Genomic DNA, 19,570 nt, shown 5'->3' with positions numbered 1-19,570 from the left:
CCGTTTCGTTGCGTATCTGTGTGTGCCGCGGCGATTAGATCGCGTGGAGCGGCTTGCCGGCGAGCTTCAGCATGGCTTCGCCGATGGTTTCGTTCTGCGTCGGGTGGCCGTGGATGAACGGTGCCACATCCTCCGGGTAGGCCTCCCAGTTCACAATGAGCTGTGCCTCGCCGACGAGCTCGCCCACGCGAGCGCCGATCATGTGGACACCCACGACGGGGCCATCGACCACGCGAACCGCCTTGACGGATCCGGCGGTCCCGAGGATGGAGCTCTTCGCGTTGCCCGCGAGGTTGTACTCGTAGCTGGTGACGTTGGCGTCGCCGTACTGTTCCTTCGCCTTTGCCTCAGTCAGGCCGACCGACGCGATCTCGGGGTCACAGTAGGTCACCTTCGGGATGTTCACGTCCTCGACGATCACGGGTGCGAGACCGGCGATCTCCTCGGCGACAAACACGCCCTGCTGGTAGCCGCGGTGGGCGAGCTGCAGGCCGGGCACGATGTCGCCGACGGCGTAGACGCCGGGGACGTTCGTGGCGAGGCGCTCATTGGTGAGCACGAACCCGCGATCCATCTCGATCCCGACCTCTTCGTAACCGAGACCCTGCGTCGCTGGGCCGCGGCCCACGGCGACGAGCAGGTAATCCGCGTTCACGACGGTGCCGTCCTCGAGGTTCACGGTGACGCTGTTCGCATCCTGGCTGACCGACTGGAACCGGACCCCCAGCTTGAAATCGATTCCGCGCTTGCGGAACGCGCGCTCGAGCTGCTTCGAGACCGACTCTTCCTCGTTCGGAACGAGGTGGGGCAGGCCCTCGATGATGGTCACCTCGGCACCGAACGAACGCCAGACGCTCGCGAACTCGACGCCGATCACGCCGCCGCCCAGGATCGCGACGCGCCCCGGGATCTCCTGCAGCTCCAGCGCGTGCTCGCTCGTAATGACGCGGCCGCCGATCTCCAAGCCCGGAAGGGACCGGGAGTACGATCCCGACGCCAGCACCACGTGCTTGCCCACGATCCGGTCATCGCCGACCTGAACCGTGTTCGCGGCGACGAGGCGGCCTTCGCCCTCGATCACCGTGATCTTGTTTGCCTTCAACAGGCCCTGCAGGCCCTTGTGCTTTCCAGCCACCAGGTTCTCCCGGTAGCTGTTCACCTTGGCGATGTCGACACCGGCAACAGACGAGAGGATGCCGTACGACTCGCCGCTCCGCGCAACGTCTGCGATCTCCGCAGCGTGCAGAAGCGCTTTCGTGGGGACACAGCCGCGGTGCAGGCAGGTGCCGCCCAGTTTGTCTTTTTCAATCACTGCGGCACTGAGTCCAAGCTGCGTAGCTCGGATCGCGGTCGCGTATCCGGCGCTGCCGCCGCCCAGGACGACAATGTCAAACTGCTGTTCGGCCAAGTGGGGTCTCCCTCGGTTATGCGCAATGGAAATGGGCGTCCGCGAGTGAGCGGGCGTACCCTCCCCAACCCTACACCCGCGGCCACGGAAAGTGGCTGGTGCGCAGGCGGGTCGCAGGGTGGCGGATCCGCCGCTCCCGGTGGCGGGTCCGGGGAATAGGGGGTTCGCTGCGGGCGTGACGAGAATCACCTATTTTTCCGCCGATTTTCGTAGACTGGGGGCGTGACTGAATCGATCTTTTCCGCCGAGTACGCCGAGCGTCGGGCGACGGTGCCGCGGGGTCTGCCGCTGATCGTCGCGATGCAGGGCCTGACGGATGCCGGAAACGCGATTTCGCAACTTGAGGAGTACCTCTGGCGGCGCTACGCACCCGAAGAGGTGCTGCGCTTCAACGCGGACATGCTTCTCGACTATCGGGCACGCCGGCCGATCATCACCTTCCAAGAGGATCACTTCACCGACTATTCGCCCGAGGAGCTCAGCCTGAGCCTCGGCCGCGACGAGTTCGGGTCTCCGTTCCTGCTCCTCAGCGGGTACGAGCCAGATTTCCGGTGGGAGCACTTCATCGACACCGTGCTGCTCCTCGTGCACGAGTTCGAGGTGTCGATCACGGTGTGGTCGCACGCGATCCCGATGCCCGTGCCGCACACGCGACCGCTCTCCGTGACGGTGAGTGGTTCACGCGATGACTTGATCGAGGCGAAGTCTGTGTGGCGGCCCACGACCAAACTCTCGGCCTCCGCAGCGCACGTGCTCGAGTACCGGCTCCATAGCCTCGGTGAAGAGGTCGCGGGCTTCGCGCTTCTGATCCCGCACTATCTGGCGAACACGGAGTACCCGGAGGCGCTCCGTGCTGCGCTCGACGGCATTATGTCCGCGACCGGGCTGATCCTCGCCACCGACGAGGTGCGCGAGGCGTCCCGCCGCTTCGACGCGCAGTTGGACGCCCAGCTCGCAGAGAACGCGGAGTCCCTCGAGATGGTGCGCACGCTCGAGCATCGATACGACGCGTACATGGAGGACAAAACCACGAGGTCCCCGCTGATGAGCGAGGACGGCTCGATCCCGACCGCCGATCAGATCGCCAGCGAGCTGGAACGCTTCCTCGCTGAGCAGCAGTCCGAAGGTGACTCGGAGGCGGGGGAGTTTCCCGGCGCATAGTCGGGCAGCGGTCGGCGCGCGGGTGTCGGCGATGGTCAGCTTGCCGGGTCTGACCGTGCAATAATAGAAGGGACCAACCCATTCAATCCGAATGTGTTTTCCGCTTGTGAAAATCGTTCGGGCTTGACATGGGTTTTCATGCTGTGAGCACTCGGCGGCGTTTCGTCGGCGACACAGCGCGACATTTCGAAACAGAGAGGCGGCTGCGTGGCAACTGCATCCACCCCCAAGGCTCGTGCAAGCTCTTCCCGCGCGACGGCGGCTGAGGACGCCGCACTCGTGTCGGCGGAGACTGCCGAGGAGAACACGGACACTCCCGCGTCGGCAACGAAGCCAGCCGCGAAGAAGGCTCCGGCGAAGAAGGCAGCCCCGAAGAAGGCTGCCGCTAAGAAGCCCGTCACCAAGCGTGCGGCCGCGAAGAAGGCTGCGGACGCCGAGTTCGAGGACGACGAGCCCGAGATCGAGGAGGTGCCGGAGGAAGAAAAGCCGGCGCCGACGATCACGGAACCGCTTCCCACGGGTGCCATCGTGCTGAAGGCGAGCGAGGAAGAGGACGTTCCGACCGTCACCACGCTCATCCCCGGCGCGACGGCGGATCCGGTGAAGGACTACCTGAAGCAGATCGGTAAGGTCGCGCTGCTGAACGCGGCCGAAGAGGTCGAGCTCGCGATGCGGATCGAGGCGGGCCTGTTCGCCGAGGAGAAGCTCGGCACTGAGAAGGGCCTCCCCAAGAAGCTCGAGCGCGAGCTGAAGTGGGTGGCTCGCGACGGGCAGCGTGCGAAGAGCCACCTGCTGGGAGCCAACCTCCGGCTCGTCGTCTCGCTGGCGAAGCGATACACCGGTCGCGGCATGCAGTTCCTGGATCTGATCCAGGAGGGCAACCTCGGCCTGATCCGCGCGGTCGAGAAGTTCGACTACACCAAGGGCTTCAAGTTCTCGACCTACGCGACCTGGTGGATTCGCCAGGCGATCACGCGCGCCATGGCTGACCAGGCACGTACGATCCGTATCCCGGTGCACATGGTCGAGGTCATCAACAAGCTCGCCCGCGTGCAGCGTCAGATGCTGCAGGACCTGGGCCGCGAGCCCACCCCCGAGGAGCTCAGCCGCGAGCTCGACATGACCCCCGAAAAGGTCATCGAGGTGCAGAAGTACGGCCGCGAGCCGATTTCGCTGCACACGCCCCTCGGCGAGGACGGCGACAGCGAGTTCGGCGACCTCATCGAGGACACCGAGGCCGTGGTCCCCGCAGACGCGGTGGGCTTCACGATGCTGCAGCAGCAGCTGGAGCAGCTGCTCGATTCCCTGTCCGAGCGCGAGGCCGGCGTGATCCGGATGCGCTTTGGTCTGGGCGACGGCATGCCGAAGACGCTGGACCAGATCGGTGACACCTTCGGTGTGACCCGCGAGCGGATCCGTCAGATCGAGTCGAAGACGATGGCGAAGCTGCGGCACCCCTCGCGCAGCCAGCAGCTGCGCGACTACCTCGAGTAGGCCGTCAAGCTCGCGGATGGCGTGCGCGGGGCCCTGGACTGTTTCGGCGGTCCGGGGCCCCGTTCGCGTGTGCACCCCGGCCCGGTGTCCCGGGCCGCACACGCAGAGAACCCCCGGGCGGATGATCCGCCCGGGGGTTCTGTAGCTGCGCGTGGGTTACGCGTTCAGCTTGTGGCTCTCGTCGTGCCAGGACTCCGCCATGGGGCGAAGCTTGGCTTCGTGCTTGTTTGCGTGATGTGCGCAGAACAGCAATTCGCTTCCGCTCAGTGTCGCGCGCACGTAGGCCTGTGCGCCGCAGCTGTCACAGCGGTCAAGCGCGCTGAGCGGGCGATCCGCGGCATCGACCGTGGTGGTCCGATCCTGCTCGATAGTCGTCATGTCGACCTCCCGTTCATCTTTCGTTCGATTGCTACTATCCAAACACGTTCTCCCCGTGAATACCCCATTGGAGGCCTCCGGGTTCGCTCACCGCGTACCGTCGCGCGCCGTGTGCGGCGCGCTTTGCCGCTCGACGGTGCGGGACACCGGGTTTGTCGGTGGCCTCGATTAGGGTAGGGGAGTCAGTAAACAGAGGGGACCCCAGCACGTGGCGACGCAGAAATCAGCCGGGAAGCCCGCGGAGTCGAGCTACTCCGCGCGTCATCTCACCGTTCTCGAGGGGCTCGAGGCGGTGCGGAAGCGACCCGGCATGTATATCGGCACGACCGATTCGCGTGGCCTGATGCACTGTCTGTGGGAGATCATCGACAACTCCGTCGACGAGGCCCTCGCCGGCCACGGGAACGAGATCGGGATCACCCTGCACGCCGACGGCAGCGTGACCGTCGCCGACAACGGCCGTGGTGTTCCGGTCGACGTCGAACCGAAGAGCGGCCTCTCCGGGGTGGAACTCGTGTTTACGAAGCTGCACGCCGGCGGCAAGTTTGGCGGGGGCGGCTACGCGTCCTCCGGCGGCCTGCACGGGGTGGGCGCGTCCGTGGTGAACGCGCTGTCTTCGCGCCTCGACGTTGAGGTCGACCGCGATGGCAAGACCTGGGCTATGTCGTTCCGACACGGTGAGCCGGGGACCTTTGCGGGCGAAGGCCCGGACAGTCCCTTCACGCCGTTCGAGGACTCGTCCGAGCTGCGCGTCGTCGGAAAGGTGAAGAAGGGCGTCACCGGGACGCGCGTGCGCTACTGGGCGGATCCGCAGATTTTTCTCGCCACCGCGCAGTTCGAGCCGGAGTCGCTCACGGCACGGGCCCGACAGACCGCATTCCTCGTGCCCGGCCTCGCGATCGAGATCACGGACGCGCGCGCCGAGTCGCTCGACGAGTCGGGTGCACCGCAGGTGCACCGGTTCGCCTACGAGGGCGGCCTGTCGGAGTTCGTCGAATTTCTTGCCGTCGATGCGCCCCTCACCGAGACCTGGCGGGTGACCGACTCGGGCACCTTCACCGAGACGGTCCCGGTGATGGACGAGGAGACCGGACACCTGGTGTCCCGCGAGGTACAGCGTGAGTGCGAGGTCGACATCGCGCTGCGCTGGGGCACCGGCTACGACACCGCCGTACAAAGCTTCGTCAACATCATCGCGACGCCGAAGGGCGGCACGCACCTGACCGGCTTCGAGCAGGGGCTCACGAAGTTCTTCCGAAAGCAGATCGAGACGAACGCGCGCAAACTCAAGTCGGGCAGTGATAAGCCGGAGAAGGACGACATCCTGACCGGACTCACCGCCGTGGTCACGGTGCGCGTGCCCGAGCCGCAGTTCGAGGGCCAGACCAAAGAGGTGCTCGGTACCGCAGCCGTGCGGCAGATCGTCTCCAAAGCCCTGACGACGGGGCTCACCGAGCGCTTCGAGTCCACCAAGAAACAGGACAAAGCCCAGACGGGCGCGCTGCTCGAGAAGATGGTCTCGGAGATGAAGGCGCGCATCGCCCTGCGGGCCCAGCGCGACACCGCGCGGCGCAAGAGCTCGCTCGAGAGCTCCTCGCTCCCGGCAAAGCTGATCGACTGCCGCTCGAAGAATGTGGCCGAGACGGAGATCTTCATCGTCGAGGGCGACAGCGCCCTCGGAACCGCGCGCCCCGCGCGCGACAGCGAGTTCCAGGCCCTCCTGCCCATTCGCGGCAAGATCCTGAACGTGCAGAAGGCGTCCGTCGCCGAGATGCTGAGCAACGCCGAGTGCGGTGCCATCATCAAGGTCATCGGCGCGGGATCCGGCCGCGACTTCGACCTGGAGGCGGCCCGTTACGGCAAGGTCATCCTGATGAGCGACGCCGACGTCGACGGCGCGCACATCCGCACCCTGCTGCTCACCCTGTTCTTCCGCTACATGCGCCCGATGCTGGAGGCCGGGCGTGTGTATGCCGCTGTGCCGCCACTCCACCGCGTCATCGTGCAGAACTCGGGGCGCAAGCCCAACGACGTGATCTATACCTATAGCGAGCGTGAGCTGAACGCGCTCCTCGCCGATCTGCGCAAGCGCGGGAAAAAGTACCAGGAACCGATCCAGCGGTACAAGGGGCTCGGCGAGATGGACGCCGATCAGCTGGCGGAGACCACCATGGATCGGGAGCACCGCACCCTGCGGCGGGTGCGCGTCGAGGATGCTCACGCGGCCTCGCAGGTGTTCGAGCTGCTGATGGGCAACGAGGTGGCACCCCGCAAGGAGTTCATCATCGAGAACGCTGACGACCTGGATCGCGAGCGCATCGACGCCTAAGGCGCGCCTCTCACGCAGCGTGGGGCCGGCATCGGAGCGAAGTGTCTCGATGACGGCTCGGCGCCGACGCCCGATGGGCCCTCGGGTTGGGCGTGAGCCCCGGCCCGAGCGGGAATCTGAGCGCCCGTGTGCGGCAGGGCCGGTGCTGCGTGAGGGGGCTCCCGGAATCACTGCGGGATCGTGCTGCTCGCGCCGTCCGTACGTCACTCAAACCGTAGGAGATTCACGAAAACCTCGGAGATTCTTTGCCGAAAACCGGGCCGCGTCGCAGGATCTCCGTGGTTTCGGTTGCCGCTGCTGGGCCGCCGGGCTGCTGGGGTGCCGGGAAGCCATGCGGGGGACTGTGGGGGCCGACCGTGCGGGAGGAAGACTGTGCGGCACCTGCTAGGCTCGTCTTGACAGTGTCTAGGGTTCCGGGACTCGACGTCCGCCTGGTCCGAGCGACACCACGCCGCTTCTCGTGACGCGGCGTCATCTGAACGGACAAAAGCCTGGAGGAACCCGTTCGTCGCGCCCGCGGCGTTCAGAAGGTTCCCCGCATGTCGCTCACCGCGCTCCTCCTCGTCCTCACCGCCGCCGTGGCCCACGCGGCATGGAACATCATCGCGCACGGCGCAAGCCGATCGGGCATCCCGTTCCTGTGGTGGGCGTCACTCGGTTCCGCCGTCCTCTGGGCCGGGCTGATCCCGGTGACCGGGGGGATCGGGAGCGCGGGCGTGCGGGAGTTGCTGCTCGGGATCGCCGTGTCGAGCGTGCTGCACGTCGCCTACATGCTGGTGTTGCAGCGGGGCTATGCCCGGGGCGAGCTCTCGACGGTGTACGCCACGGCGCGCGGCTCGGGGCCGCTGCTGACCGTGCTCGTCGCCGTGCTGGTGCTCGGGGAACGTCCCGGCCCCGTGGCGCTGCTCGGAATCGGCGTGCTCCTCGTGGGCGTGGTGGGGTTCGGCCTCCTGGGGCGTGAGGCCCGCGGGCGGGGCCGCGCCCACCGGGACTCCACGCAGCGGGGCGCCGCCGGGCGGCTCGGCCGCGTGGACCCGTCGATCGGCTATGGCGTCCTCACGGGCACCGCGATCGCGGCCTATACGCTGTGGGACACGTTTGTGGTGACCGAGTGGGGCGTCAGCCCCGTGGCGTTCATGGTGGGCTGCGCGCTCGGGGAGGTGCCGTTCTTCACCCTCGCGCTGGTGCGGGGTGGCGCGGGCGATGGACTCAGGCGCTTGCTGCCCGAGCTGCGCGCGAACTGGCGGGCGCTGCTCGCCTTCGGCGTGCTGTCGCCGCTGTCCTACGTCCTGGTCCTCACCGCCGTCACCATCGCCCCCGTCTCGCTCGTTGCGCCGGTGCGCGAGGTCAGCGTCATCCTGGTCGGGCTCTACGGCGTCTGGCGCTTCCGGGAGTCGCGTCCGGTGCTGCGGATCCTCGCCGCGATCGTGGTGGTCGCCGGCGTGGTGCTCATCGGCCTGTAACGGCTCATCGTCGGCGTCCCCGCGATGGGGGGACGCCGACGATGCGGCCTACGGGGCCGCGCCGATGTACGCGGCCGCGCCGTCGATCGGTTGCCCGGAGCCGTCGCGCTTGCCGAGCTCACTCGGAAGCTTTCTCGCGGCACCGTCCGCCGCGAGGGCGCGGGGCTCACCGGTCCCGACCCAGGCGCACGCGATCTGATCTTCCCACTTCAGGAAACGCTGGATCCGCACGCCGCCGGTGGCGCGCCCCTTCGGGGGAATCTCCGCCCAGTCGGTCACCTTCGCGGTGGCGACGTCGGTGCCGGGCAGTGTGATGGAGCTGTCCGCGACCGTGACGACGCGCGCCTCGGCGTCCGCGGGCACGGCACCCGCGAACACGACGCGCGCGTCCGCTCCGAGTCGAATCCCGGCCATGCCGCCGGCAGGCCGCCCCTGGGGCCGCACCGATCCGGCGTCGAATCGGAGGAGCTGCGCGTCGCTCGTCACCAAGGCGAACTCGCTGCCGTCGGGCGCGGGGAACGCGGCGAGCAGCTGATCGCCGGCCTTCAGCCCGATCACCTCGAACTCGGGCTTTGCGGGAAGGTCGGTCAGGACCACCCGCTTGACGACCCCCTGCGCGGTGGCCAGACCCACGGGCTGTTCCTGGTCGAGGGGCACGACGCCAACCACCCGGAGCTTCGTGCCACTGAGGCCCAGATACTCCGTGAGCTTCACGCCCGCGGAGAACGCGACGCTGGCGGCGGGCACCACGGGAAGATCGACGGGGGTGAACCGGTGCAGCGTACCGTCGGAGAGCACCGCCCCGAACTCGCCGCGTACGGTTCCCTCGACGCTCGCCAGGACCGCGCCGTGCTTGGTCGCGCGAGAGGCACCACGCGGCGTTTCCGGCGCATCGGGATCGCGATCGATGCGGAGCGCGCGCCCCGTCGCCGACACCTGCACGGTGCACGGGGAATCCGCGACCTGCAGGGACGCCGACGCCGCCGCCGCGCGCGTGGGGCGGACCACGGCGCCGGTCAGGAGGGTGCGCCGAGGCGTGCCCCAGGCCGCGGCGGCCTGATCGAGTTCGTCGGCGACCACCTTCCGCAACCGAGCATCGCTGCCGAGGATCTCGAGCAGTTTTGCGATCTCCGCGTTCAACTCGTCACGCTCTGCCTCGAGCTCGACGCGGGAGAACTTCGTCAGCCGCCGCAGCCGCAGTTCGAGAATGTACTCGGCCTGCGCCTCCGAGAGGTCGAACACCTGCATGAGCCGGGTGCGCGCGGTCTCCGAGTCATCGCTCGTGCGGATGAGCTGGATCACCTCGTCGATATCAAGGATCGCGATCAGCAACCCCTCGACGAGGTGCAGACGATCGCGACGCTTGGCGAGCCGGTGCTTCGAGCGACGCGTGATGACGTCGAGCCGGTGATCGAGGAACACGCGGAGCATTTCACGCAGTCCCAGGGTCTGCGGCTGCCCCTGCACGAGCGCGACCGAGTTGATGCTGAAGGAATCCTCAAGCGGCGTGTATCGGTAGAGCTGTTCGAGCACGGCTTCGGGAGCGAAGCCGGTCTTCAGGGTGATGACGAGGCGCAGCCCGTTCTTGCGGTCCGTGAGGTCCGCGACGTCCGCGATGCCGGAGAGCTTTTTCGCTTCGACGCCCTGCTTGATCTTCTCGATGACCCGCTCGGGGCCCACGAGATAGGGCAGCTCGGTGACCACGAGTCCGGTGCGGCGCGGGCCCAGCTGCTCGACGGCGACCTTCGCCCGGGTACGGAACGCCCCGCGCCCGGTCCGGTACGCATCCTTCACGCCGTCAAGGCCCACGATCGTTCCGCCACCCGGCAGATCCGGCCCGGGAATGAACTCCATGAGTTCCTCAACCGTGGCCTTCGGATGGTGCAGCAGATGCTTTGCGCCGTCCACGACCTCGATGAGGTTGTGCGGTGCCAGGTTCGTCGCCATGCCGACGGCGATGCCGCTCGCCCCGTTCACCAGCAGGTTGGGGACCGCGGAGGGCAATACCTCGGGCTGCATGAGCTGGTTATCGTAGTTCGGCACGAAATCGACGACGTCCTCGTGCAGCGAGTCGGTCATCGCGAGCGCCGCGCCCGCGAGCCGGGCCTCGGTGTACCGGGAGGCGGCGGGGCCGTCGTCGAGTGAGCCGAAGTTGCCGTGACCGTCCACCAGTGGGAGCCGCATGTTGAAGCTCTGCGCCATCCGCACCAGGGCATCGTAAATCGACGAGTCGCCGTGCGGGTGCAGCTTGCCCATCACCTCGCCCACGACGCGGGCCGACTTGACGTGACCCTTGTCGGGCCGGAGGCCCATGTCGTCCATCATGTAGAGAATGCGGCGCTGCACCGGCTTGAGCCCGTCACGGGCATCGGGCAGGGCGCGCGAATAGATCACGGAGTAGGCGTACTCGAGGAACGAACCCTCCATCTCCTGGGAGATGTCGATGTCCTCGATGCGTTCGCCGTCGATCTCGTGGGGTGCACGGGGCGATTCGGTCATAATGGAGATCATGCTACCGACAGCTGCCGACAACGGCGCGAGGCTTGCCGCAATTCTGCCAAGCGGCATCGCCGCCGTCGCCCGAGGGCTCGGCCACGACCCGTCCGAGACACTCGCCACCGCGCTCGGGGGAGCGACGCACGAGCTGAGCGGTGTCCCGCTGCAGGGGGACGCGCTCCCCGAACTGCGATCGTTCGTCATGCTCGTTGTTGACGGGCTCGGACACGCCAATCTGCGCGCGCGCAAGGGGCACGCGCCCACGCTGGCCGGCCTGCCACAACGCCGGATCGAGACCGTGGCACCGTCGACCACGGGCGCCGCGCTGACCACGATCACCACCGGGCGCCTCCCCGGAACGCACGGGCTCGTCGGCTACCGGATCCGCCACCCTGAACTCGGACTCGTGACGACGCTGAGCGAGTGGGACCAGATCCCGGATCGTCGCTCGTGGCAACGCGCCGAGCCCCTGTTCCCGCTGGCGCGCCGCCTCGGCGCGCGCACCGTCACGATCGGTCGCCCCGCGCACGCGAGCGGGGGCCTCACCGAAGCGATTCTGAGCGGTGCCGAGTACCTCGCCGGGCAGCGGATCGACGACCGCTTCGCGCTGGCTTCGCAGGCGCTGCGCACGGGTGAGCCCACGGTGATGTATCTCTATGTCGACGAGCTCGACCGCGCCGCGCACGAGTACGGCTGGGAGAGCGCAGAGTGGGTGCGGCGCCTCGAACAGCTCGACTCCGCACTTGACGGATTCCTCCGCACGCTCCCCGGACACGTGGGCCTGGCGGTCACGGCGGACCACGGCATCGTGGACGTGGCTCCCGCGCAGCACGTGCTCCTCGATTCGGCACCGGAGCTGCTCGAGGGGGTGACCCTGATCGGCGGCGAGCCCCGGTTTCGCTCGCTCTACCTGGAAGCCGATGTCGATCCATCCGCCGTCCGCGACCGCTGGGCCGACGCGGAGGGGGATCGCGCCTGGGTATTCACCCGCGACGAGGCGATCGCGGCGGGGATGTTCGGCCCGATGGCGGCGGGAGTGGCGGATCGGCTTGGCGACGTGATGATCGCCGCGAGGAAGCGCGTGGCGTACACGCTGAGCACCGACACCGCGGGCGCGCACGCCATGATCGGCCAGCACGGCTCATTCAGTGACGAGGAGCGCGGGGTCCCGTTGGCCCTCGGCGGAGCGCTCGCGGGCACCGGCTTTGCCGCGACCGTGGCCACGGTGGCCGGGGCAGCAGCAGGGCGTTAGCCCGGGTCGCCGCTAGCTCGGGTCGTCGTCGCTGCGCGTGCCGAAGAGGATGTCGTCCCAGCTGGGGATTGACGCCCGACCCTTCTTGCTCGGCTTGCCCGCCGGTTCCTCGGCGGGGGGTGCGGGCGCGTCCGCGGGCGGCACGGCACGGAACTTCGGTGTCTCGGGAAGCCGGGCACCCGGCAGCGGCTCGGTATCGCTCGCCCCGGGACGGCGCGCATCGCCCGCACGTGACGGATCGGCCGACGCGGCATCCCGACGGGCCCCGAGCGGCGGTGCGGAACCGCTGACCCCGCTGGCACCCCAGATGCTTCGGGCTCGTGCGCCGGGGGCGGGCTCGACGGGGGCGTCGGTCTCGGGGGCGGCCTCCGCCGCGTCGCCCGCGTCGTCGGTCGACTCGCCCGACGCGCTCGCGGGTGAGAGATCCGCGAGCGCGGCAGCGCGGTGCTCCTGGTCGCGCTCCCCACGGCGTCGGCGCAGGGCGTCGAGCAGGTCAGCGGTCTGGCTCAGGTCGACCGGTTGCGTCTCGTTCGTCTTGATGGCGCGCTGATCGATCTCGCGGCGGCGCTCGTACACGGCGTCAGCGCTTTCGGTGGCGTTCGACTCGGCCGGCTCGGCATCACCGGACTGCGGCTCGGTCTCTGCGGCGTCTTCGGGCTGTGCCGCGGGTGTGACGCTGTCGGTGTCGAAGGCGCCGGAGTCGAAGCGGCTGGGGGCGTCCCCCGTGTCGACGGCGCGCAGCTTCGGGATGAGGCGGTCGCCGACGTCGCCCTGCTTGGACAGGGTCACCGCGTCGGGCGTGATGGGGGAGAGCGTGCCCTTGCGGTGCTCGAACGACCACACGGCCCGGTGTGCCACGTCACGGGAGATGAACTCGAGGCTCACCATCCAGCCGGCCTCCTCGTCACGCCAGGACGCCCACTCGCTCGCGTCCGCGCCGAGCGTGATGAGGCGCTCCTGAATGACCGCGCCGAACCGCTCTTCGGTATCGGTGTGCGCCTCGGTGCGCACCGGGACCGCCTGCGCGCGCTCAAGGATGTAGCGTCGCTCGGCGAGCACGGGCTCTTCGTAGCGTTCGATGTCGGCCTCGTCGAGGCCGGTCTCGGCCATCACCTGGGCGCGGGTCTTGCCGGAGCGGATCAACGCTTGGATTTCGCGCGGTCGAACCTTGCCCGCGGGCTTGTCCCGTCGGCTCAGGGATCGGAGCTCGCTCAGGATCGCGTCGTCAACGACGAGTCGGAACTCCTGGTCGGCATCGTTTGCGACGATGAGGGTCTGATCCTCGCGTCGCACAAAGCGCAATTCATCCATGGGCGCATCCCTTCCTCGCTCGCGAACCAGGGTGGCACATCTCGCCGCCACGGCGCTGGATTGACGCGGCGCGGGAGAAACTTCGCCCCCGCACGTTTCGCGTACAGAGAACTCCCCGGGCTAGAGTTTGCGCGAACGGGCACTCTTGCGGCAGACTGTGGCCGCTCGATGGTTGAGGTGCCGACACGCGGCACGAGATTGCAGGAGAGAATGGCCACTGATTACGACGCCCCCAGGAAGTCCGAAGAGGAAGCCGACTCCATTGAGGCTCTGAAAGAGCGCGGCCCCGCAAAGGGCGCGTCTGGCCTTGATTCGGAGGACGCGGACAACCCCAGTTTCGACCTGGGTGGTTCGGACCTTTCCGATGTTGAGCTGGACGTTGTTGTCCTCCCGCAGCAGGACGATGAGTTCACCTGCGTGAACTGTTTCCTCGTTCGTCACCGTTCCCAGATGGACCACCAGACGGACCTCGGTCCGATCTGCGCAGAGTGCTCCTAGGGAAGACGCGAAGCGTCTGACCGCATTCTGCGCTCGCGCTACTGCGCGAGGAGTGCTCCTAGGGAAGACGCGAAGCGTCTGATCGCATTCTGCGCTCGCGCTACTGCGCGAGGAGTGCTCCTAGGGAAGACGCGAAGCGTCTGACCGCATTCTGCGCTCGCGCCACTGCGCGAGGAGTGCACTGACCGGAGGCTTCGCTCGCGCGTCGGGGACCGTGCTCGGTGGGGGCACACACACTCACGGAACACACACGGAGGGCCCGGGTGCGGGAGGTCTGGAATCCAGACCTCCCGCACCCGGGCCCTCCGTGGTTGTCGTGCCGGCGGAAGTTTTGTGGCGTTTACGCCTGGGCGGCGCGGATCACCGTCGCGAGTTTCTGCGGGTGCCGGGTGGTCAGGATCCAGTACGGCGCGGGATCGGCCGGATCGATGTTCGTGATCCGCACGCCGCGATGGATCCAGCCGCGGACCAGCAGGTAGCTGCGGGCGTCGAGGCCGGGCCCGATCGCAGCGCGGAGTCCCTCGGCACCGAGGAGCTCGATCTCGCCGAGCTGTCCGACCGGGATTTCGGCGTGGCCGGCGATCAGGCGGTCGCCCACGACGCGGATGGTCGGGGCGAGCAACAGCAGCGTGACGGCTGCGATGAGGTAGACGATGATGCCCGCGGGGATGGCGATCGATGCGTTGATGGGGGTGAACACCAGCGCGACCGCGGGAAGGAGCAGTAGCAGCGCCAGGAACATGCCCGGTCCGGGGATCAGCCGCTCGCGGTAGCTCTGCGGGGCCGGGGATGCGGGGGCCGCCGGTGAGGCGGGAACGTCGCTCGTCATGGGGTCCATTATCCTCTGTGTCACCCAGAGAAGACCTGAGTGTGCGGCGGACATCAGTGATTCTGCGGGCCGAGCCGCGCTCTGATCCGATACCCTGGCGGAGTGACCGACGTTGTAGAAATCCCGATCCTTGCCGACACCCCGCCGCGCTACGCCCATCCGGGTGACGCCGGGGCCGATTTGATGGCCGCGGAGGGAGCGACGCTCGCGCCGGGCGAACGCGCGCTCATCGGCACGGGGGTGTCGATTGCGCTGCCCGAGGGCTACGCCGCGTTCGTGGTGCCCCGTAGCGGGCTCGCGGCGAAGCACGGCATCACGGTCGTGAACTCCCCGGGGACGGTCGACGCGGGCTACCGCGGCGAGATCAAGGTGACGCTGCTGAACACGGATCAGCGCGAGACCTTTGTCGTTGAACCGGGCGATCGCATCGCCCAGGTGATCATCATGCCGGTCTCCCGGGCGGTGTTTACGCCGGTGGCCGAACTTCCGGACAGTGTGCGGGGTAGCGGCGGCTTCGGATCGACCGGGGTTCGGGGCTAGGTTGTGGCGCGCCGCAGTGGGCGGCGTGAGCGATGAGTACGGAGCCCCGCGGGGCGCAATCAAGGAGTAAGGCGAGTATGAGCGACGAGAAGCGCGAACAGGACGCACCCGAATCGGAAGTGTCGAGCGGCGCAGACGCGGTCGAGCTGCACGAGGGCGGCCCGGAGGAGATTGACGACGCAAAGTCGGCCCCCGCGGATCGCGACACTCAGGGGCCGTTCGACGTCTCCGAGGTGCCCGCGATGCGTCCCTACGTGGACCTGGGCGGCATCAAGGTGGCCCCCCGTGAGGGGCTGCAGCTCCGCCTAGAGGTTGACGAACGCGCCAACCGCGTGGTCGCGGTCTCGCTCGAGTATCAGGAGTCGCTGCTCCAGGTGCAGGCGTTTGCCGCGCCGAAGACGACGGGCCTGTGGCACGGGGTGCGCGCGGATCTCGCGCAGCAGATGACCTCGCAGGGCGGCACGGCGACGGAGGAGACCGGTCCGCTCGGGCCCGAGCTCTTCGTCGAGACCCCGGCCGCGGCGGATCAGGGCGGCGCGCGACAGGTGCGGTTTATTGCGGTTGATGGCCCGCGCTGGATGCTTCGTGGCGTGATCATGGGGAAGGCCGCGACGGACGCGGCGGTGCGCGAGCGCGTCCTCGATCTGTTCCGGGAGCTGGTCGTGGTCCGTGGTGACCAGCCGATGCCGCCGAGCGAGCTCCTGCCGCTCCGCGTGCCCGAGGGCGTGCAGGCCCAGCGCCAGCCGAACCCCGGGCAGGCTCAGGGCGGGGCGCAGCCCGCGTGAGTGCCGCCGCCCCGCAGGATCCCGAGCAGGCGCCCGTCGGCGACGGCGTGGCTGCTGCGCCCGAGCCACACGAGGCGGGCGCAGATTCGGATCGGCTCGGCCGCCTGGGGGGCATGGCGCGCGCCGTGCAGGCCGGCGTTGCGGGGGAGGAGCTCTCCGCGCAGAGCGTGCTCGCCGCGATCGGGGGGTGGCGGGGCGTCGCCGAGACGCTGCTGCCGAGCCTGCTCTTCCTCGGGATCTATGTGCCGACGCAGGATGCCCGGCTCGCCGCGGTCATTCCGGGCGTGCTGGCCGTGATCCTGTTCGTGATCCGGCTCGTGCGTCGGGAAACCCCGGTGTCCGCGCTGTCGGGCATGTTGGGTGTGGGGATCGCCGTGCTGATCACGCTCGTGACGGGCCGGGGCGTCGACTACTTCCTGTGGGGCTTTGTGGTGAACGCGGCCTGGTCTCTCGGACTGTTGATCTCGCTGCTGGTGGGGTGGCCGGCGATCGGCCTGGTCATCGGATTCCTGCGCGGGGATCTGAAGGGGTGGCGCCGCGAGCTGCGTCTGAAGCGCGTGGGCACGCTGCTCACGCTGCTCTGGCTCGCCATGTTCGTGGCGCGACTCGCCGTGCAGCTGCCGATGTATCTTTCGGAGCAGGTTGCGGCGCTCGGCACGGCGCGGATCGTGATGGGCACGCCGCTCTTTGTTGCAGTCATTGTGGTGACCTGGTTCGGGGTGCGGCGCGTGACCAAATCATCTGATGATTCCCGGCCCGATAGTGTTGGGAGCATTGGGCAGTCAGCCCCTCCGGAGTGACGGCAGCGTCCAGAATTTCGGTGTAGAGTTATCTTGACATCGAGATAAATTGGAGGAGCCTCATGGGAGCCGTCAACAGCTTCGACGCGAAGAGCACCCTCGCCGTCGGCGAGCAGGAATACGAGATCTACCGGATCGACAAGGTCCCAGGTCACGAGCGTCTGCCGTACAGCCTCAAGGTGCTGCTGGAGAACCTGCTGCGTACCGAAGATGGTGCCAACGTCACGAAGGCGCACATCGAGGCGCTGGGCGGCTGGGACTCCTCCGCGGAACCGGATACCGAGATTCAGTTCACGCCCGCGCGCGTGATCATGCAGGACTTCACGGGCGTGCCCTGTGTGGTCGACCTCGCCACCATGCGTGAGGCCGTGGTCGATCTGGGTGGCACGCCCGACAAAATCAACCCGCTCGCACCCGCCGAGATGGTCATCGACCACTCGGTGATCTCCGACGTCTACGGCAGCGCCGGCGCGGCCGCCCGCAACGTGGAGATCGAGTACCAGCGCAACGGTGAGCGCTACCAGTTCCTCCGCTGGGGTCAGGGTGCCTTCGACGAGTTCAAGGTCGTCCCCCCGGGGACCGGCATCGTGCACCAGGTCAACATCGAGTACCTGGCCCGCGTCACGTTCACGCGCACCGTCGAGGGCACGCTGCAGGCGTACCCGGACACCTGCGTCGGCACCGACTCGCACACCACCATGGAAAACGGCCTAGGCGTGCTCGGCTGGGGCGTGGGCGGCATCGAGGCCGAGGCGGCAATGCTCGGCCAGCCCATCTCCATGCTGATCCCGCGCGTCGTGGGCTTCAAGCTCTCGGGCAAGATCCCCGCGGGCGTGACGGCAACCGACGTGGTGCTCACCATCACGCAGATGCTCCGCCAGCACGGCGTGGTCGGCAAGTTCGTCGAGTTCTACGGCGAGGGCGTCGGCTCCGTGCCGCTCGCCAACCGCGCCACCATCGGCAACATGAGCCCCGAGTTCGGCTCGACCGCGGCGATGTTCCCCGTGGACGACGTGACGCTTGACTACCTGCGCCTCACCGGTCGCAGCGAAGAGCAGATCGAGCTCATCAAGGCCTACACCCAGGCACAGGGCATGTGGCACAACCCGGCCGTCGAGCCCGAGTTCAGCGAGTACCTCGAGCTCGACCTCGGCACCGTCGTGTCGTCGATCGCCGGCCCGAAGCGCCCGCAGGATCGCATCGAACTTACCTCCGCGAAGACGCAGTTCGAGACCGATCTCAAGAATTACGCCGCCGCGGCGAACCCCGCCAAGGTGAAGGATCAGGCCGGCAACGAGTTCGAGCTGGATCACGGCGCGGTCACCCTCGCCTCGATCACCTCCTGCACGAACACGTCGAACCCCTCGGTGATGCTCGCGGCAGGCGTGCTCGCACGCAACGCCGTCGCCAAGGGCCTGAAGGCGCAGCCCTGGGTCAAGACGACGCTGGCACCCGGCTCCAAGGTCGTCACCGACTACTACGAGAAGTCCGGCCTGAACCAGGATCTCGAGGCCCTCGGCTTCTACACGGTCGGCTACGGCTGCGTCACCTGCATCGGCAACTCCGGTCCGCTGAACGAGGAGATCTCGCAGGCCGTCAACGACAACGACCTCGCCGTCACCGCGGTCCTCTCGGGCAACCGAAACTTCGAGGGTCGCATCAACCCGGACATCAAGATGAACTACCTCGCGAGCCCCCCGCTCGTGATCGCGTACTCGCTTGCCGGCACTATGGACTTCGACTTCGAGACCCAGGCCCTCGGCCAGGATCAGGACGGAAACGACGTCTTCCTGCGCGACATCTGGCCGGACCCGACCGAGGTGCAGCAGATCGCTGACGCGTCGATCGATTCGGACATGTTTGCCTCGAAGTACGCCACCGTGTTCGACGGCGACGAGCACTGGACCTCGCTCCCCACCCCCGACGGCAACACCTTCGCGTGGGACGAGAAGTCCACCTACGTGCGTAAGGCCCCCTACTTCGAGGGCATGACGCTCGAGACGGTGCCCGTCACGGACATCTCCGGGGCGCGCGTGCTGGCGAAGCTCGGCGATTCGGTCACGACCGACCACATCAGCCCCGCAGGCAGCTTCCGCGCGGAGACCCCGGCCGGTCAGTACCTGATCGAGAACGGTATCGCGGTCCGCGACTTCAACACCTACGGCTCGCGTCGCGGCAACCACGAGGTCATGATCCGTGGCACCTTCGCGAACATCCGCCTGCGCAATCAGCTGCTCGCGGCTGAGAACGATGGTGCCGGTGTCGAGGGTGGCTTCACCCGCGACTTCACGCTCGAGGGCGGCCCCAAGTCGTACATCTACGACGCCTCGCAGAACTACCAGGCGGCCGGGGTGCCGCTCGTGGTCCTGGGCGGCAAGGAGTACGGCTCCGGTTCGTCGCGCGACTGGGCAGCCAAGGGGACGCGTCTGCTGGGCGTGAAGGCCGTCATCACCGAGAGCTTCGAGCGCATCCACCGCTCGAACCTGATCGGCATGGGCGTGCTGCCGCTGCAGTTCCCCGCCGGTGAGAGCGCCGACTCGCTCGGTCTCGACGGTACGGAGACCTTCGAGATCTCCGGCGTCACAAAGCTGAACGAGGGCGTTACCCCGAAGACGGTCGCCGTCACCGCCACGAAGGAAGACGGCAGCGTCGTCTCCTTCGACGCGATCGTGCGCATCGACACCCCGGGCGAGGCGGACTACTACCGCAACGGCGGCATCCTGCAGTACGTGCTGCGTTCGCTGGTCTAAGCCACACGCGTGATGAGCTGAGGCCCGGGTGCAGACGCACCCGGGCCTCAGCCGTTCCTTTGGGAGGGGCGGCGGC

The 19,570-nt window shown here is 67.9% G+C and carries 15 protein-coding genes; 10 read left to right on the top strand and 5 right to left on the bottom strand.

Annotated elements, in window-relative coordinates; translation table 11 throughout:
• Nucleotides 1-34 precede the first annotated feature (34 nt).
• Complete coding sequence (gene lpdA / locus D3230_RS08790) at nt 35-1,408, bottom strand: dihydrolipoyl dehydrogenase (RefSeq protein WP_202344658.1); 1,374 nt, start codon at nt 1,406-1,408, stop codon at nt 35-37.
• A gap of 222 nt (nt 1,409-1,630) precedes the next feature.
• Between lpdA and D3230_RS08785 the strand changes: the two genes are divergently transcribed.
• Both D3230_RS08785 and D3230_RS08780 read left to right on the top strand, forming a co-directional pair.
• A complete protein-coding gene (locus D3230_RS08785) occupies nt 1,631-2,569 on the top strand; it encodes a PAC2 family protein (RefSeq protein ID WP_202344657.1) in 939 nt (312 codons plus the stop codon).
• Between the two features lie 207 nt (nt 2,570-2,776).
• Nucleotides 2,777-4,063, top strand: a complete 1,287-nt coding sequence (locus D3230_RS08780; RefSeq protein WP_202344656.1) for an RNA polymerase sigma factor — start codon at nt 2,777-2,779, stop codon at nt 4,061-4,063.
• Between the two features lie 156 nt (nt 4,064-4,219).
• On the opposite strand, the gene D3230_RS08775 is transcribed toward D3230_RS08780, so the two are convergent.
• The gene (locus D3230_RS08775) at nt 4,220-4,441 is read right to left on the bottom strand and encodes a DUF7455 domain-containing protein (RefSeq protein WP_202344655.1); all 222 of its coding nucleotides are present in this window, start codon (nt 4,439-4,441) and stop codon (nt 4,220-4,222) included.
• 208 nt (nt 4,442-4,649) lie between these two features.
• On the opposite strand from D3230_RS08775, the gene D3230_RS08770 reads away from it, so the two are divergent.
• Nucleotides 4,650-6,770 carry a DNA gyrase subunit B gene (locus D3230_RS08770; protein ID WP_202344654.1) on the top strand — a complete coding sequence of 707 codons (2,121 nt, stop codon included), beginning with the start codon at nt 4,650-4,652 and terminating at the stop codon, nt 6,768-6,770.
• 539 nt (nt 6,771-7,309) lie between these two features.
• Nucleotides 7,310-8,233 (top strand): EamA family transporter, encoded by a 924-nt coding sequence (locus D3230_RS08765; RefSeq protein WP_202344653.1) that lies wholly within the window; start codon nt 7,310-7,312, stop codon nt 8,231-8,233.
• A gap of 48 nt (nt 8,234-8,281) precedes the next feature.
• On the opposite strand, the gene D3230_RS08760 is transcribed toward D3230_RS08765, so the two are convergent.
• Nucleotides 8,282-10,732 (bottom strand): DNA gyrase/topoisomerase IV subunit A, encoded by a 2,451-nt coding sequence (locus D3230_RS08760; protein WP_202344652.1) that lies wholly within the window; start codon nt 10,730-10,732, stop codon nt 8,282-8,284.
• 10 nt (nt 10,733-10,742) lie between these two features.
• Between D3230_RS08760 and D3230_RS08755 the strand changes: the two genes are divergently transcribed.
• Nucleotides 10,743-11,981 (top strand): alkaline phosphatase family protein, encoded by a 1,239-nt coding sequence (locus tag D3230_RS08755; RefSeq protein WP_202344651.1) that lies wholly within the window; start codon nt 10,743-10,745, stop codon nt 11,979-11,981.
• Nucleotides 11,982-11,993: 12 nt separating this feature from the next.
• Here D3230_RS08755 and sepH read toward each other — a convergent pair whose 3' ends face one another.
• On the bottom strand, nt 11,994-13,292 hold the full coding sequence (gene sepH, locus D3230_RS08750; RefSeq protein ID WP_202344650.1) for a septation protein SepH: 1,299 nt from the start codon (nt 13,290-13,292) through the stop codon (nt 11,994-11,996).
• A 210-nt stretch (nt 13,293-13,502) separates the two neighbouring features.
• Between sepH and D3230_RS08745 the strand changes: the two genes are divergently transcribed.
• Complete coding sequence (locus tag D3230_RS08745) at nt 13,503-13,790, top strand: DUF4193 domain-containing protein (RefSeq protein ID WP_087010670.1); 288 nt, start codon at nt 13,503-13,505, stop codon at nt 13,788-13,790.
• Between the two features lie 340 nt (nt 13,791-14,130).
• On the opposite strand, the gene D3230_RS08740 is transcribed toward D3230_RS08745, so the two are convergent.
• Nucleotides 14,131-14,619 carry a DUF3093 domain-containing protein gene (locus D3230_RS08740; RefSeq protein WP_202344649.1) on the bottom strand — a complete coding sequence of 163 codons (489 nt, stop codon included), beginning with the start codon at nt 14,617-14,619 and terminating at the stop codon, nt 14,131-14,133.
• A 102-nt stretch (nt 14,620-14,721) separates the two neighbouring features.
• Between D3230_RS08740 and dut the strand changes: the two genes are divergently transcribed.
• The 4 genes from dut to acnA all read left to right on the top strand — a co-directional run bounded on the left by dut (nt 14,722) and on the right by acnA (nt 19,494).
• A complete protein-coding gene (gene dut, locus D3230_RS08735) occupies nt 14,722-15,159 on the top strand; it encodes a dUTP diphosphatase (protein WP_202344648.1) in 438 nt (145 codons plus the stop codon).
• A 77-nt stretch (nt 15,160-15,236) separates the two neighbouring features.
• Nucleotides 15,237-15,944 (top strand): DUF3710 domain-containing protein, encoded by a 708-nt coding sequence (locus D3230_RS08730; RefSeq protein WP_202344647.1) that lies wholly within the window; start codon nt 15,237-15,239, stop codon nt 15,942-15,944.
• A complete protein-coding gene (locus D3230_RS08725) occupies nt 15,941-16,744 on the top strand; it encodes a DUF3159 domain-containing protein (protein WP_202344646.1) in 804 nt (267 codons plus the stop codon). Before D3230_RS08730 ends, D3230_RS08725 begins: the two co-directional genes overlap by 4 nt.
• A 62-nt stretch (nt 16,745-16,806) precedes the next feature.
• Entirely contained in the window at nt 16,807-19,494 is a 2,688-nt protein-coding gene (gene acnA, locus D3230_RS08720; RefSeq protein WP_202344645.1) for an aconitate hydratase AcnA, read from the top strand.
• The last annotated feature ends 76 nt before the right edge of the window (nt 19,495-19,570 follow it).

The sequence above is a fragment of the Leucobacter chromiireducens subsp. solipictus genome (genome assembly GCF_016758195.1).
Taxonomy (GTDB): Bacteria; Actinomycetota; Actinomycetes; order Actinomycetales; family Microbacteriaceae; genus Leucobacter; species Leucobacter solipictus.
This window is presented reverse-complemented; position numbering and strand designations above follow the sequence as displayed.

Bases quoted from the DNA above. Each gene is read 5' to 3' on its own strand.
- D3230_RS08775 (WP_202344655.1), bottom strand. From the start codon at position 4,441: ATGACGACTATCGAGCAGGATCGGACCACCACGGTCGATGCCGCGGAT.
- D3230_RS08765 (WP_202344653.1), top strand. From the start codon at position 7,310: ATGTCGCTCACCGCGCTCCTCCTCGTCCTCACCGCCGCCGTGGCCCAC.
- D3230_RS08760 (WP_202344652.1), bottom strand. From the start codon at position 10,732: ATGACCGAATCGCCCCGTGCACCCCACGAGATCGACGGCGAACGCATC.
- D3230_RS08755 (WP_202344651.1), top strand. From the start codon at position 10,743: ATGCTACCGACAGCTGCCGACAACGGCGCGAGGCTTGCCGCAATTCTG.
- sepH (WP_202344650.1), bottom strand. From the start codon at position 13,292: ATGGATGAATTGCGCTTTGTGCGACGCGAGGATCAGACCCTCATCGTC.
- D3230_RS08745 (WP_087010670.1), top strand. From the start codon at position 13,503: ATGGCCACTGATTACGACGCCCCCAGGAAGTCCGAAGAGGAAGCCGAC.
- D3230_RS08740 (WP_202344649.1), bottom strand. From the start codon at position 14,619: ATGACGAGCGACGTTCCCGCCTCACCGGCGGCCCCCGCATCCCCGGCC.
- D3230_RS08730 (WP_202344647.1), top strand. From the start codon at position 15,237: ATGAGCGACGAGAAGCGCGAACAGGACGCACCCGAATCGGAAGTGTCG.
- acnA (WP_202344645.1), top strand. From the start codon at position 16,807: ATGGGAGCCGTCAACAGCTTCGACGCGAAGAGCACCCTCGCCGTCGGC.